The following is a 13,106-nucleotide window of genomic DNA, read 5'->3' on the forward strand; positions in this document are numbered from 1 at the left end:
CACAGGGTTCGGCAGTGTCCACAAAACCTGTGGGAGCGGGCTTGCCCGCGAAGGCGTCCTTCGCTACAGCTCAATACTCATGCCGTCATAAGCCACTTCAATCCCCCGCCGCTCCAGCAAAGCCCGCTCGGCCGAGTCTTCATCGAGAATGGGATTGGTGTTGTTGACGTGGATCAGCACCTTGCGCTGGCGGTTGAAACCCTCCAGCACTTCAAGCATCCCGCCGGGGCCGCTTTGTGGGAGGTGCCCCATTTCGCTGCCCAGGCTCTGGCCGACTTCGCAGATACGCATCTCGTCATCGCGCCACAGGGTGCCGTCCAGCAGCAGGCAATCGGCACGCTGCATCCAGCCCAGCACTTCATCGTCGATTCGGCCAAGGCCCGGCGCATAGAACAGCGAGGCGCCGTTGCGCAGGTCTTCGATGAACAGGCCAATGGTGTCGCCTGGTTGCGGGTTGCCGCGATTGGGCGAATACGGCGGCGCGTTGCTCACCAGGGGAATCGCGCGAAATTGCAAATGCCCGCAGGCCGCTATGCCGAACGGCTGGCGATCGAGGCCGACCGGTTGCCATTGCAGTCCGCCGTTCCAGTGGCCGAGCATGTTGAACAAAGGGAAACCGCTGCTCAGGTCCTGATGCACACGCTCGGTGCACCAGACGTCATGGGGGCAGCCTTCGCGCAAGCTGAGCAAACCGGTGCAATGGTCGATCTGGCTGTCCAGCAGCACGATACCGGCGATGGCGCTGTCACGCAGGCGCCTCGCCGGTTGCAGAGGCGCAAAACTCTCGAGTTGCGCGCGAATGTCCGGTGACGCGTTGCACAGCACCCACTCCACACCGTCGTCACTCAAGGCAATCGACGACTGCGTACGGCGCCGGGCCCGCAGGCTGCCATTGCGCACACCGGCGCACTGGCGGCAGTTGCAGTTCCATTGCGGAAAACCACCGCCAGCGGCGGAACCGAGAACGCGGATGTGCATGGCAGATGCTCCGGAAGGCAGGCCCGGCCAACGCATCGGCTGGCCGGGTGATCAATCAACGGTTGGCGAAATACATCGTCACTTCGAAGCCAATGCGCAGATCGGTAAACGCGGGTTTAGTCCACATGGGTCATTCCTCTTCTTGTGCCGGGTGATTCCGGTAGAGCCATTAATGCACGGGGCATCGGGCGCCCGAATGCTACTTTCGAAGGAGTTGGCGGGGTGATTTGGTAGGGGGTGTTGCAGGACTTACAAAACACACATAACCAATGTGGGAGCGGGCTTGCTCGCGAAAGCGGTGTGCCAGTCAACATTTCTGCTGAATGGGACTCCGTATTCGCGAGCAAGCCCGCTCCCACATTTTGGTTTGTGGTGTTTTTGCGGGTTAGAAGAACCCCAGCGGATTGATGTCGTAGCTCACCAGCAGGTTTTTGGTCTGCTGATAGTGGTCGAGCATCATCTTGTGGTTTTCCCGGCCAACGCCGGACTTCTTGTACCCGCCGAACGCCGCATGCGCGGGGTACAGGTGGTAGCAGTTGGTCCACACCCGTCCAGCCTTGATCGCCCGGCCCATGCGGTAGGCGCGGTTGATGTCGCGGGTCCACAGGCCGGCGCCGAGTCCGAACTCACTGTCGTTGGCAATCGCCAGGGCTTCGGCTTCGTCCTTGAAGGTGGTGACACCCACCACCGGGCCGAAGATTTCTTCCTGGAACACGCGCATCTTGTTGTGACCCTTGAGCAGGGTCGGCTGGATGTAGTAACCGCTGGACAGTTCGCCCTCCAGACGCTCGGCCGCGCCGCCGGTGAGCAGCTCGGCGCCCTCCTCCTGGGCAATGGTCAGGTACGAGAGGATCTTGTCGTATTGCTGCTCGGACGCCTGGGCGCCGACCATGGTCTCGGTGTCCAGCGGGTTGCCGCGCTTGATCCTGGCGATCTTCTTCATCACCTCGGCCATGAACGGCTCGTAGATCGACTCCTGCACCAGCGCCCGAGACGGGCAGGTGCAGACTTCGCCCTGGTTGAAGAACGCCAGCACCAGGCCTTCGGCGGCTTTTTCGATGAACGCCGGTTCCGCGTTCATGATGTCCTCGAAGAAGATGTTCGGCGACTTGCCGCCCAGTTCAACGGTGCTCGGGATGATGTTCTCGGCGGCGCAATGCATGATGTGCGCACCCACCGGGGTCGAACCGGTGAAGGCGATCTTGGCGATGCGCTTGCTGGTGGCCAGGGCCTCGCCGGCTTCGCGACCGAAGCCCTGGACGATGTTCAGCACGCCCGCTGGCAGCAGGTCAGCGATCAGCTCGGCGAACACCATGATCGACAGCGGCGTTTGCTCGGCAGGCTTGAGCACGATGCAGTTGCCGGCGGCGAGCGCCGGGGCGAGTTTCCAGGCGGCCATCAGCAGCGGGAAGTTCCACGGAATGATCTGCCCGACCACGCCCAGGGGCTCATGGAAGTGATAGGCCGTGGTCAGCTCGTTGATCTCGGCAGCCCCGCCTTCCTGGGCACGGATGCAGCCAGCGAAGTAACGGAAGTGGTCGGCCGCCAGCGGTACGTCGGCGTTCAGGGTTTCGCGCACGGCCTTGCCGTTGTCCCAGGTTTCGGTGACGGCCAGGACCTCAAGGTTCTGCTCGATGCGATCGGCGATCTTCAGCAGCACCAGGGAGCGGTCCTGGGCCGAGGTCTTGCCCCAGGCGTCGGCAGCGGCATGGGCGGCGTCGAGGGCCTTGTCGATGTCGGCGGCGCTGGAACGCGGGAATTCGGCGATCACTTCACCGTTGACCGGCGAGGTGTTGGTGAAGTACTCGCCATTGATCGGGGCAACGAACTCGCCACCGATGAAGTTGCCGTAGCGCGGCTTGAAGGTAATGACGGCGCCTGGGGTTCCGGGTTGTGCGTAGATCATGGTGGGCCTCTGTCTGGGTCGATGCCTGCCGTACTGACAGGCGATGAGCCGATACTAGAGAGCCCCGCGTGCCAGACGAATGCGTCGTTGGCAGGAGGGGCTCTCGTTATTTGGTCGTAGATTTCACACAGATCACTGTAGGAGCGAGCCTGCTCGCGATGAACCCGAGAACGCCGCGGGGTATCAGGTTTCCAGCGTTATCGTTGACGAACATCGCGAGCAAGCTCGCTCCCACAAGGGATCAGTGCTTGGCCACAAGGTCCTTGGGCAACTTGAACGTCCAGAGCATGCCGCCCTGGTTGAAGTCCTTCACCCGCTTGGCCACTTCGCCGCCCCACAGCGGTACCGCGCCGCCCCAGCCGGAGAGCACCGAGACGTACTGTTCGCCGTCCATTTCCCAGGTCACGGGCGAGCCGAGCACGCCGGAACCGGTCTGGAATTCCCAGACCTTTTCGCCGGTCTTGGCGTTGAACGCCTGCAGGAAACCTTCAGGCGTGCCGGTGAACACCAGGTTGCCCTTGGTGGTCAGCACCCCGCCCCACAGCGGCGCGTAGTTCTTGTGACGCCAGACTTCCTTGCCGGTTTTCGGATCGATGGCCCGCAGCACGCCGATGTAGTCTTCGTTCAACGGCTTGATGGTGAAGCCGGCACCGAGGAACGCCGCGCCTTTCTTGTAGGCGATGCCTTCGTTCCAGATGTCCATGCCCCATTCGTTGGACGGCACATAGAACAGCCCGGTGTCCCGGTTGTAGGCCATCGGCATCCAGTTTTTCGCACCGAGGAACGCCGGCGCTACGAACACCGAGCTGCCCTTGGCTTCCGAACCCGGGGCGCCGGGACGGCTGGCTTCGTTGTAGATCGGCCGGCCGTCCTTATCCAGGCCAGTGGCCCAGGTGATCTTGTCCACGAACGGGAAGCCACGGATGAATTTGCCGTTGGTACGATCCAGCACGTAGAAGAAACCGTTACGGTCGGCCGTGGCCGCTGCCTTGATCTCCTTGCCGCCTTCGCTGTAGTTGAACGACACCAGTTCGTTCACGCCGTCGTAGTCCCAACCGTCGTGAGGCGTGCTCTGGAAGTGCCACTTGATGGTGCCGTCGTCCGGGTTGAGCGCCAAGCGCGATGAGGAGTAGAGGTTGTCGCCAGGGCGCAGGTGCGAGTTCCACGGCGCCGGGTTGCCGGTACCGAACAGCAGCAGGTTGGTTTCCGGATCGTAATAACCGCCAAGCCAAGGGGCCGCACCGCCGGTTTTCCACAGATCGCCCGGCCAGGTCTTGCCCGCCTCGCCGCCGGAGATGCCGTTCTCCACGGCTTTGCCGTCCTTGTAGACGTAGCCCATATGGCCTTCGACTGTCGGCCGGGTCCACAGCAGAGCACCGTTTTTCGGATCGTAGGCCTCGATCTTGCCCACCACGCCGAACTCGCCACCGGCCACGCCGGTAATCAGCTTGCCGTTGATCACCAGCGGCGCGGCGCTGATCGAGTAGCCTTCCTTGTGGTCGGCGACTTTCTTGCTCCACACCACCTTGCCGGTGTCCTTGTTCAGCGCCACAAGCTTGGCGTCGAGGGTACCGAAGATCACCAGGTCGCCATACAGCGCGACGCCACGGTTGATCACGTCGCAGCAAGGGCGGATGTCATCGGGCAGACGCGCATCGTATTGCCAGAGTTTCTTGCCGGTGCGCGCATCCACGGCGAAGACCCGGGAGTAGGAACCGGTCATGTACATCACGCCGTCCTTGACCATCGGCTGCGCTTGCTGGCCACGCTGTTTTTCACCGCCGAAGGAAAACGCCCAGGCCGGGCGCAGCTCCTTGACGTTGTCGACGTTGAGAATATCCAGCGGGCTGTAGCGCTGCCCTTGAACGCCGAGGCCGTTGGTCACGACCTGTTCCGGGTTCTTCGGGTCCTGGAGAATGTCCTGGTCGGAAACCCCGGCCAATGCCTGGCCGGACAACAGCATGGCACTGAGCAGCAAGCTCAGGACGAAGGGCTGGCGACGTGCGGGTTGAGTCATGACGGCTTCCTCTGCGGATTTTTGTTATGCCCGGAAATTTTCCGGTCTGGTGCAGATTCTTGGGCGCCGCCGCCCTGGCAACAATTGCCCGCAATGAGGAGATTGCTAGTTCCTTGGTACAGGGTGGGAGGAGATGGACACAAGATTTTTTTGAACAGCACCGGCCCCTGTAGGAGCGAGCTTGCTCGCGATGGACTCAAGGACACCGCAGGGTGTCAGGCTGCCAGCGTTATCGTTAACGTCCATCGCGAGCAGGCTCGCTCCTACAGGGGATCTGTGGTCGGCTACTTGCTGGCAGAATCCACCCGCGTCATTCGCTCGCGCTCGTAGCGCGGGTACAGATGACTGACGCTGCGGATCAGTTCATAACGGCTCAGGCTGATCCCGGCGAAGCGTTCGGGGATGGGGCTGCGGATCATCTCGGCCATATCACTGCCATTGGCCGCGCCGTCGCGCATGAGCTGATCGAGCCAGCTCAGGTAATCGCGCATCTGCTCGAAGGGTTGTCGATCACTGGCCACCGGCCCATGGCCCGGCACGACCTGCGTCCAGGGCAAGCCTTGCAGGGTCGCGATGTCTGCCAGCCACACTGACAGCCCCGGACTGTTTGGCGTGGTCAGCGCCCGCTGATAAAACACCAGGTCCCCGGCATACAGCACGCCGGTTTGCTGGTCGAGAATAGCCAGATCCGCGCCCGTATGCCCACCCAGGCTCAGCAAGCGCAGATCGTGATTCCCAAAACTTTTCACGCCGGGTGTCAGCGTCTGCGTCGGCAGCACCACTTCGGTGCCACGCATCCAGTCGCCGACCATTCGGTACATATTCTCGGCCATGGCGTCGCCTTGCCGGTGCAACAGTTCGGTGGTGCCGGCCAGGGCGCCGATCGGCACGTCGGTGAAGGCTTGATTGCCCAGTACATGGTCCGGGTGGTGATGGGTCAGCAAGACCTCGATCACCGGCTTGTCGGTGGTGGCGGCAATGGCCTTGCGCATCGCTTCGCCGTAACGCCGGGACGGCCCGGTGTCGATTACCACCACGCCGCGCTCGGTGACGATGAACGCGGTGTTGACGATGTTGCCGCCGTTGGCCTTGGCGAAATTATCGGTGCTGCCTTCCAGCAGCCAGGTGTCCCGGGCGATCTGCCGGGGCTTGAGTGAGTAGTCGAGATCGGCCAGGGCCGGCAGACTGACGCTTAACACCATCAACAGGATCCAGCGCATGCCACGCTCCTTGGGGTCAGGGGATCGACGCATCGAACTCATTGCCGCTGTTGTCCCGTAGTAACAGACGTGTTTGCCCTGCCCCCTCGATGTCAAAGGCCAGATTGGGGTTTTCGCTGACTGCGGGGAACAGCTCCAGCCGGGCCAGCACGTGTTGGTTGTGGTCACGCAGCTCGGCATGGTTGATGAAGAATTCCGGAATGCCGCTGACCATGCCGTTGTCCATGGGATGGGCCACCTGCATACGCAAACGGCTGAACCCGTCCCGGGGATAGCGCCCGCCGAGCACTTCGCCGATGTGTTCCTCCCAGCCCGACTGGGTGCGCACCACACTCGGCGCGGTGCAACCGCCACCTGCGGCGTCAATCAGGGTCGAGCCGACATGCCACAGCCCGTCGCGGGTCAACACCGCCGCGCGCAGGGGCGTGGCCTGTTCGATGCGGATGCGCAACGACAGCCAGGGCAAAACCGAATTCAGCGGCTGGAAGTCGACGATTTTCGGCAACGGATTCAGTTCTGCCCAGGCGAGGATTCTTACCACCTCGCCCTTGAACGCCCGGGCGTCGATTTCCAGCGGCACCTGCCGGGCATCTTCGGCAAACGGCGGCGCCAGCAGCTTGACCCGTTCATCGAAAACGAACGGCGCATTGCCCAGAAACTGCTGGTGATAGAAAGCCCACATCACCGATGGCACCGGGTCTTTGCCGGGATCGATAGCGCCAGCCTGTGCCGCCAGGCTCAACCAGCAGGCCAACAGACAACTCCCTCGCCATTTCATCGCCTGCTCCTTATTGATACATCTCGGGCACGTCATATTGCAGGCCGTAACGGCCGTAGATGGTCTTCACCGAACCCTCGCGGATCAGGCCTTCGAGCGCCTCTTCCACGGCATAGGCCAGTTGCCGGTTGCTTTCGTGCACCGCCATGCCGATTTCCCAGAGCTGCTTGCCCATGTTCGGGTAGGCATTTTCTGCCAGCGCCAGCTGCGGGTCGGCCGCTTCGTGCACTTGCCAGTCGATTTCGCCGCGCATGGCCATCACCGCGTCGACCTCGCCGGCCTTCATCGCGGCAAACGCCTGGGGCACGCCGGGGTAGTGATGGGTCTTGCCGGCGAGCATGCCGTTGAACACCGAGGTCAGGTAGAACGACGGCACGCTGTCGACTTCGACACCAATCGGGTGCTGCTCGAACACCGCGACGCTGGCGACCTTGTCCAGCCTTCGGCGGTCATAGGCCACCTGCCATTGTTCGTTCTGGTACGGACCGAACATCACCACATGGCCGTTGACCAGCTCACCGACTTCGTTGCGCCTCTGCGCGTAGTCGTGGTCGTAGGGCACGCGCATCATCAGGTCGGCCAGTTGCTGGTTGTGCAAGGCACTGGCACGCCAGATGTAATCGCGCAGGTCGTCATCGAGCTTTTCCCCGGCCGGCGCCCAGATCAGCGTCAGGCGCACGCCGAGCGCCTTGGCCAGGGCTTCGGCCAGCTCGACATCGACACCCCGGGGTTTGCCGGCACGTTCAAAGCTGTAGGGGGCGAAGTCCTTGTAGACCGCAACCTTCAGCTCCCCGGCGGCGATCATTTCGTCGTAGTTGCGAACCTGCGCCTGCGCCGCCTGGCAGCACAGCCACAGAGCGCTGATCAACACCGCGAACAGGCGCATGGGTCACTCCTCGACGTGCACAGTGTCCAGATAAGTGCGCACCGCCCACAGGGCTTCCTGGCTCAGGTAGTCGGCCATCTTCGGCATGTACACGCGACCGTCGCGCACCGCGCCATGGCGCACCCGTTCGGCGAACCATTCATCGCCCGCCTCGCCGACATCGAGCATGCGCAGGTCGGGGGCGATGCCGCCGGACTTGGCCTCCAGGCCATGACAGGCCGCGCAGTTCTGGGTATAGGCCGAAGCGCCGATTTCCACTGCCTTGTCGTGTTCCGGGGCGGTGCGATACGGGTTCACCGCGGCCCAGCCATCGGCATCGAGTTGCACACCGGCATCTTTTATCGGGGTCAGGCCCTGGGTGGCGACAGCCTGTGGCACCACGTTGCCGTGGGCCCAGACCGAACCTGCGCTGATCAAACTGGCCAATAGACCGGTCACGAGCAAGGCGTTGCGTTTTGTTGTCATTGTCATGCCCTCTGGATTGCACGCAAAACCTCTTGGCAGAGGCTATGGCAGCCATCTTAGAAAGCCCTGCGCTCAGACCCCATGCTGCTTTGGTGGTCGCCACCTACTCCCTTGGTCGTAAGGCGATCGTTGGACACCGGACGCGGGCCCTGGAGCCGGTCGACGCCGATCAGGGTCAGGATCAGCAGAAACGGCAGGAGCAGTGCTTTGACGATACGCATGGTCAATCCCCTCCAGATCAGTGGCCGTGGTTACCCATGCTAGAACCGCGCCGTGTGTGGCGGGCTACTACCTTGGTACTGGCCCTTCGGTACTTTCTGCATATTTTCACCGCCCCCCAGGCTTCCTATGCTGGCGCTAACGGTCATGGAGAGCCTTATGCGCCAGCTTGCCCCTTACGCCCTGATCTACCTGCTGGCGATTGCCTGCGCCGCCGGCCTGGCCACCCAAAGCCAGGCCGCCGATGCGCCCTTGCAGGTGCGGATCGGCTACCTGGGCTATCGCCCCGCCCCCGGCCCGTTGCTGTCCAACGTCATTCCCGAACCCACCGATGCCGGGCTGCGCGGCGCCGAACTGGCGATCACCGACAGCAACAGCACCGGGCGTTTTCTCAACCACGGCTACAGCCTGGTCAGCGCCAGCGTCGACAGCCCCGAAGCCTTGCTCGAAGCGGCGAAGGCTCAGCACGAACAAGGCCTGCGCCTGTTTGTGGTGAATGCCCCCGCGGCCAGCCTGCGCCAATTGAGTGCGGCACTACCCGACAGTTTGCTGATCAACGCCGGCAGTGCCGATGACAGCCTGCGCACCACCGTTTGCCTGCCGAACGTGCTGCACACCTTGCCGAGCCGGGCGATGCTCGCCGATGCGCTGGCGCAGTTTCTGGTGTTGCGCAAATGGCGGCGGGCGCTGCTGATTGTCGGCCCGACGCCCGACGATCAAGCCTATGCCGCCGCCCTGCGCCGCGGGGCCAAGCGTTTCGGCTTGCAACTGGTGGCGGAAAAAACCTGGAGCTTCGATAACGACCAACGCCGCAGCGCCCAGGCCGACATGCCGCTGTTCACCCAGACCGCCGAGTACGACGTGGTACTGGTGGCCGATGAACGCGGCGACTTCGGTGAATACGTGCCCTACCAGACCTGGTACCCGCGCCCGGTCGCCGGCACCCAGGGCCTGACCCCGGTGGGCTGGCACAAGACCGTGGAAACCTACGGCGCCGCGCAGCTGCAAAAACGCTTTGAAGCCCTGACCGGGCGCTGGATGAATGACCGCGATTTCGCCGCCTGGATGGCCGTGCGCAGTATCGCCAGTGCCGTGAGCAAATTGCGCCAGGCTGAGCCGATGGCGATCCGTGCGCTTGAAATCAGCGACCAGTTGCCCCTCGACGGTTTCAAGGGTCGCAAGCTCAGCTACCGGCCGTGGAACGGCCAGTTGCGCCAGCCGATTCCCATCGTCCAGCCCCGGGCGCTGGTCAGCACTTCACCCCAGGACGGCTTTCTGCACCCGTTCAACGAGATGGACAGCCTGGGCTACGACAAACCCGAAGTCAGCTGCAGCTTTCCCTGATCCGAACATCACAACAACAAGGAATTCGCCATGCGCCGCACCCTGCTCTCGTGCACCTTGCTGCTCGCCGCCGGCCATGCCGTTGCCAGCACGGCCTGGGTCTCCAACGAAAAGGACAACAGCCTGAGCCTGATCGACATGCAGACCCTGCAAGTCACCGACACCCTGCCCGTCGGCCAGCGCCCCCGGGGCCTGCTGTTGTCCCATGACAACAAGCTGTTGTACATCTGCGCCAGCGACTCGGACCGGGTCCAGGTGATGGACGTGGCCACACGCAAGATCATCAAGGAACTGCCCTCGGGTAAAGACCCCGAGCAATTCGCCCTGCACCCGAACAACCGCTGGTTGTACGTCTCCAACGAAGACGATGCGCTGGTCACGGTGATCGACACCGAGACCTCCAACGTCCTCGGCCAGATCGAAGTCGGCGTCGAGCCCGAGGGCATGGCCGTCAGCCCTGACGGCCAGTGGGCGGTCAACACCAGCGAAACCACCAACATGCTGCACTGGATCGACACCAGCACCCAGACCCTGGCCGACAGCACTCTGGTGGACCAGCGTCCGCGCTTCGTCGAGTTCTCCCCCGATGGCGCCAAGCTCTGGGCCTCGGCGGAAATCGGCGGCACCGTGACCATTCTCGATGTAGCCAGCCGCACCGTGCTCAAGACCCTGAACTTCCAGATCAAGGGCGTGCACCCGGACAAGGTCCAGCCCGTCGGCATCAAGCTCAGCGCCGATGGCAAGTACGGCTTCGTCGCCCTCGGCCCGGCCAATCATGTGGCAGTGATCGATGCCAGGACCTTCGAAATTCTTGATTACCTGCTGGTGGGTCGACGGGTCTGGCAGATGGCGTTCACTCCGGATCAGAAACAGTTGCTGACCACCAACGGCGTCAGCGGCGATGTCTCGGTGATCGATGTCGACAGCCTCAAGGTCAGCAAATCGGTGAAGGTCGGGCGCTATCCCTGGGGCGTGGTGGTGACGCCATGAACGCCCTTGAAGTCAGTGACCTGAGCTTTGCCTACGGCGCCCGGGAGGCCTTGCGCAAAGTGAGTTTCAGCCTGGAACCCGGGCGTTTTGCCGCGCTGTTGGGACCCAACGGCGCCGGCAAGTCGACCCTGATTGCCCTGCTGACCCGACTCTATGATCTGCAGCACGGCGAGATCCGCGTCGGTGGCTGTTCGTTGCGCAGCGCGGCACGCCCGGCGCTCAGGCAGTTGGGCGTGGTGTTCCAGCAAAGCACCCTGGACCTGGACCTCAGCGTCGAGCAGAACCTGCGTTATCACGCGGCATTGCATGGCCTGTCCCGGCGCCAGACCGACCTTCGGGTCAACGCCGAACTGGCTCGCCAGGCCCTGACCGAGCGCCGCCGCGAACGGGTGCGTGAGCTCAATGGCGGCCATCGTCGCCGGGTGGAAATTGCCCGTGCCCTGTTGCATGAGCCGCGCCTGCTGTTGCTCGATGAAGCCAGTGTCGGCCTCGACCCGGCGAGTCGCCTGGCGCTCAACCAGCACATCCGCAGTCTGTGTCGCGAGGAGCACATCAGCGTGCTCTGGACCACCCACCTGCTCGACGAAGTGCAACCCAGCGATGACTTGCTGATCCTGCATCAAGGCCGGCTGGTGGCCAGCGGGCAGGCCGATGCGCTGAGCCTGGAGCACGGCGGTGACCTCGGTTCGGCCTTCACCCGCCTGACTACATCGGGAGCTGCCCAATGAACGATTACTGGCAATGTTTCAGCGGTATCGTGCTGCGCGAGTGGCTGCGCTTTGTGCTGCAACGCACGCGGTTTCTCAGCGCCCTGGTGCGGCCGTTGCTGTGGTTGCTGGTGTTCGCCGCCGGTTTTCGCGCGGCGCTGGGGATAGCGATCATCGAGCCCTACGACACCTACATTCCGTACGAGGTCTACATCATTCCCGGCCTGGCCTGCATGATCCTGCTGTTCAATGGCATGCAGGGGTCTCTGTCGATGGTCTACGACCGCGAGATGGGCAGCATGCGCGTGCTGCTGACCAGCCCTTTGCCGCGTACCTTCCTGCTCTGCAGCAAGCTGCTGGCCACGTCGCTGATTTCGCTCTTGCAGGTGTATGCATTCCTGGCGATTGCCTGGGCCTACGGCGTGCGGCCACCGGCCATGGGCCTGTTGCTGGCGTTGCCGGCGCTGCTGCTGGTGGCGTTGATGCTCAGCGCACTGGGCCTGTTGCTGTCGAACGCGATCCGCCAGCTGGAGAACTTTGCCGGGGTGATGAATTTCGTGATCTTCCCGCTGTTTTTCCTGTCATCGGCGCTGTATCCGCTGTGGAAGATGCGCGAGGCCAGCGAATGGCTGTACTGGCTGTGCGCGGTGAATCCGTTCACCCATGCGGTGGAGCTGGTGCGTTTTGCCCTGTATGAACGCCTCAATCCGCTCGCGCTGGCGGTGTGCATGGGGTTGACGCTGCTGTTTGCGTTGCTCGCCGTACTGACCTTCAACCCGCAGCATGCGGCCTTGCGTAAATCTGGGTAACAACACAATCCCAATGTGGGAGCGGGCTTGCTCGCGAAAGCGTTGTGTCAGTCAACTCATTCATTGAATGTAACGCCGCCTTCGCGAGCAAGCCCGCTCCCACAGGGGGGATCTTCATTGAACAGGGTGAAATTACTACTTTAGTACTGGTTTCCCTGTCTATCGTCGCATTCCCAACACCCCCCGACTGGCATGTAATAGGTCCATAACTATAAGGACTGACCCCATGCCGCGTGCCCGACGTTGCCTGTTGCGCCCTACTCTCGCCGCCCTGTCGCTGGGCCTGCTGCTGAGCACCGCGCAGGCCGACACTGCGCTGTTCTCCAGCGACGGCTATCGCATCGGCCTGTACCGCAGCCCGACGCCAGACCAACTGCAAGGCGCAACCATCGTCGATACCCACGCCCTGCAAGCCCTGCTCGACCAAACCCCGCGCCCGCTGCTGATCGATGTCTACCGCCGCCAGTGGCTGCAAGGGCAATTCATCGAAGACCAGCCCCATGAAAACCTGCCCGGCAGCCATTGGCTGGCCAATACCGGTGACGGTGAGCTGACGCCGCAATGGCAGGACTATTTCGCCGCCAACCTGAAAAAGCTGACCGCCGGCGACCCGACGCAACCGCTGGTCTTCTATTGCCGCTCCGACTGCTGGTTGAGCTGGAATGCGGTCAAGCGCGCAGCCACCATGGGCTATAAGACCCTGTACTGGTATCGCGATGGCCTGGACGCCTGGCAAGCGGCCAATCTGCCGGTTTCGCCAGCCAGGCCCGAACCCTTTCCCTGAGCT

The 13,106-nt window shown here is 62.8% G+C and carries 14 protein-coding genes; 5 read left to right on the top strand and 9 right to left on the bottom strand.

The window, feature by feature from the left end:
• Positions 1-63: 63 nt before the first annotated feature.
• The 9 genes from pqqB to ACXX83_RS12135 form a co-directional block, all read right to left on the bottom strand.
• Positions 64-978, bottom strand: a complete 915-nt coding sequence (gene pqqB, locus ACXX83_RS12095; protein ID WP_458548576.1) for a pyrroloquinoline quinone biosynthesis protein PqqB — start codon at positions 976-978, stop codon at positions 64-66.
• A gap of 55 nt (positions 979-1,033) precedes the next feature.
• Positions 1,034-1,105 (bottom strand): pyrroloquinoline quinone precursor peptide PqqA, encoded by a 72-nt coding sequence (pqqA, locus tag ACXX83_RS12100; protein ID WP_003253598.1) that lies wholly within the window; start codon positions 1,103-1,105, stop codon positions 1,034-1,036.
• A 258-nt stretch (positions 1,106-1,363) separates the two neighbouring features.
• On the bottom strand, positions 1,364-2,884 hold the full coding sequence (exaC, locus tag ACXX83_RS12105; RefSeq protein ID WP_458548577.1) for an acetaldehyde dehydrogenase ExaC: 1,521 nt from the start codon (positions 2,882-2,884) through the stop codon (positions 1,364-1,366).
• Between the two features lie 241 nt (positions 2,885-3,125).
• Complete coding sequence (locus ACXX83_RS12110; protein WP_458548578.1) at positions 3,126-4,901, bottom strand: PQQ-dependent methanol/ethanol family dehydrogenase; 1,776 nt, start codon at positions 4,899-4,901, stop codon at positions 3,126-3,128.
• Between the two features lie 284 nt (positions 4,902-5,185).
• Complete coding sequence (locus ACXX83_RS12115) at positions 5,186-6,121, bottom strand: quinoprotein relay system zinc metallohydrolase 1 (protein WP_458548579.1); 936 nt, start codon at positions 6,119-6,121, stop codon at positions 5,186-5,188.
• A gap of 16 nt (positions 6,122-6,137) precedes the next feature.
• The gene (locus ACXX83_RS12120) at positions 6,138-6,899 is read right to left on the bottom strand and encodes a quinoprotein dehydrogenase-associated SoxYZ-like carrier (protein ID WP_458548580.1); all 762 of its coding nucleotides are present in this window, start codon (positions 6,897-6,899) and stop codon (positions 6,138-6,140) included.
• A 10-nt stretch (positions 6,900-6,909) separates the two neighbouring features.
• The gene (locus ACXX83_RS12125; protein ID WP_458548581.1) at positions 6,910-7,785 is read right to left on the bottom strand and encodes a substrate-binding periplasmic protein; all 876 of its coding nucleotides are present in this window, start codon (positions 7,783-7,785) and stop codon (positions 6,910-6,912) included.
• Between the two features lie 3 nt (positions 7,786-7,788).
• Positions 7,789-8,250 carry a cytochrome c-550 PedF gene (gene pedF / locus ACXX83_RS12130; RefSeq protein ID WP_015095433.1) on the bottom strand — a complete coding sequence of 154 codons (462 nt, stop codon included), beginning with the start codon at positions 8,248-8,250 and terminating at the stop codon, positions 7,789-7,791.
• A gap of 56 nt (positions 8,251-8,306) precedes the next feature.
• Positions 8,307-8,471: a hypothetical protein gene (locus ACXX83_RS12135; RefSeq protein ID WP_177325098.1), complete on the bottom strand. Its 165-nt coding sequence runs from the start codon at positions 8,469-8,471 to the stop codon at positions 8,307-8,309.
• Between the two features lie 157 nt (positions 8,472-8,628).
• Between ACXX83_RS12135 and ACXX83_RS12140 the strand changes: the two genes are divergently transcribed.
• The 5 genes from ACXX83_RS12140 (at position 8,629) to ACXX83_RS12160 (ending at position 13,103) form a co-directional block, all read left to right on the top strand.
• Complete coding sequence (locus ACXX83_RS12140) at positions 8,629-9,813, top strand: lanthanide ABC transporter ABC transporter substrate-binding protein PedA1 (RefSeq protein ID WP_458548582.1); 1,185 nt, start codon at positions 8,629-8,631, stop codon at positions 9,811-9,813.
• Between the two features lie 30 nt (positions 9,814-9,843).
• Entirely contained in the window at positions 9,844-10,803 is a 960-nt protein-coding gene (locus tag ACXX83_RS12145; protein WP_458548583.1) for a YVTN family beta-propeller repeat protein, read from the top strand.
• Positions 10,800-11,531 carry a lanthanide ABC transporter ATP-binding protein PedB/LutE gene (locus ACXX83_RS12150; RefSeq protein ID WP_104447418.1) on the top strand — a complete coding sequence of 244 codons (732 nt, stop codon included), beginning with the start codon at positions 10,800-10,802 and terminating at the stop codon, positions 11,529-11,531. Before ACXX83_RS12145 ends, ACXX83_RS12150 begins: the two co-directional genes overlap by 4 nt.
• The gene (locus ACXX83_RS12155; RefSeq protein WP_458548584.1) at positions 11,528-12,319 is read left to right on the top strand and encodes a lanthanide ABC transporter permease protein PedC; all 792 of its coding nucleotides are present in this window, start codon (positions 11,528-11,530) and stop codon (positions 12,317-12,319) included. Before ACXX83_RS12150 ends, ACXX83_RS12155 begins: the two co-directional genes overlap by 4 nt.
• Before the next feature lie 226 nt (positions 12,320-12,545).
• A complete protein-coding gene (locus tag ACXX83_RS12160; protein WP_218474427.1) occupies positions 12,546-13,103 on the top strand; it encodes a PQQ-dependent catabolism-associated CXXCW motif protein in 558 nt (185 codons plus the stop codon).
• The last annotated feature ends 3 nt before the right edge of the window (positions 13,104-13,106 follow it).

The sequence above is a fragment of the Pseudomonas sp. GNP012 genome, from assembly GCF_054343835.1.

Excerpts from the sequence above, each read along its gene's own strand:
- exaC (WP_458548577.1), bottom strand. The coding sequence starts at position 2,884 with ATGATCTACGCACAACCCGGAACCCCAGGCGCCGTCATTACCTTCAAG.
- ACXX83_RS12145 (WP_458548583.1), top strand. The coding sequence starts at position 9,844 with ATGCGCCGCACCCTGCTCTCGTGCACCTTGCTGCTCGCCGCCGGCCAT.
- ACXX83_RS12135 (WP_177325098.1), bottom strand. The coding sequence starts at position 8,471 with ATGCGTATCGTCAAAGCACTGCTCCTGCCGTTTCTGCTGATCCTGACC.
- ACXX83_RS12155 (WP_458548584.1), top strand. The coding sequence starts at position 11,528 with ATGAACGATTACTGGCAATGTTTCAGCGGTATCGTGCTGCGCGAGTGG.
- ACXX83_RS12115 (WP_458548579.1), bottom strand. The coding sequence starts at position 6,121 with ATGCGCTGGATCCTGTTGATGGTGTTAAGCGTCAGTCTGCCGGCCCTG.
- pqqB (WP_458548576.1), bottom strand. The coding sequence starts at position 978 with ATGCACATCCGCGTTCTCGGTTCCGCCGCTGGCGGTGGTTTTCCGCAA.
- ACXX83_RS12110 (WP_458548578.1), bottom strand. The coding sequence starts at position 4,901 with ATGACTCAACCCGCACGTCGCCAGCCCTTCGTCCTGAGCTTGCTGCTC.
- ACXX83_RS12160 (WP_218474427.1), top strand. The coding sequence starts at position 12,546 with ATGCCGCGTGCCCGACGTTGCCTGTTGCGCCCTACTCTCGCCGCCCTG.
- ACXX83_RS12150 (WP_104447418.1), top strand. The coding sequence starts at position 10,800 with ATGAACGCCCTTGAAGTCAGTGACCTGAGCTTTGCCTACGGCGCCCGG.
- pedF (WP_015095433.1), bottom strand. The coding sequence starts at position 8,250 with ATGACAACAAAACGCAACGCCTTGCTCGTGACCGGTCTATTGGCCAGT.
- ACXX83_RS12125 (WP_458548581.1), bottom strand. The coding sequence starts at position 7,785 with ATGCGCCTGTTCGCGGTGTTGATCAGCGCTCTGTGGCTGTGCTGCCAG.
- ACXX83_RS12120 (WP_458548580.1), bottom strand. The coding sequence starts at position 6,899 with ATGAAATGGCGAGGGAGTTGTCTGTTGGCCTGCTGGTTGAGCCTGGCG.
- ACXX83_RS12140 (WP_458548582.1), top strand. The coding sequence starts at position 8,629 with ATGCGCCAGCTTGCCCCTTACGCCCTGATCTACCTGCTGGCGATTGCC.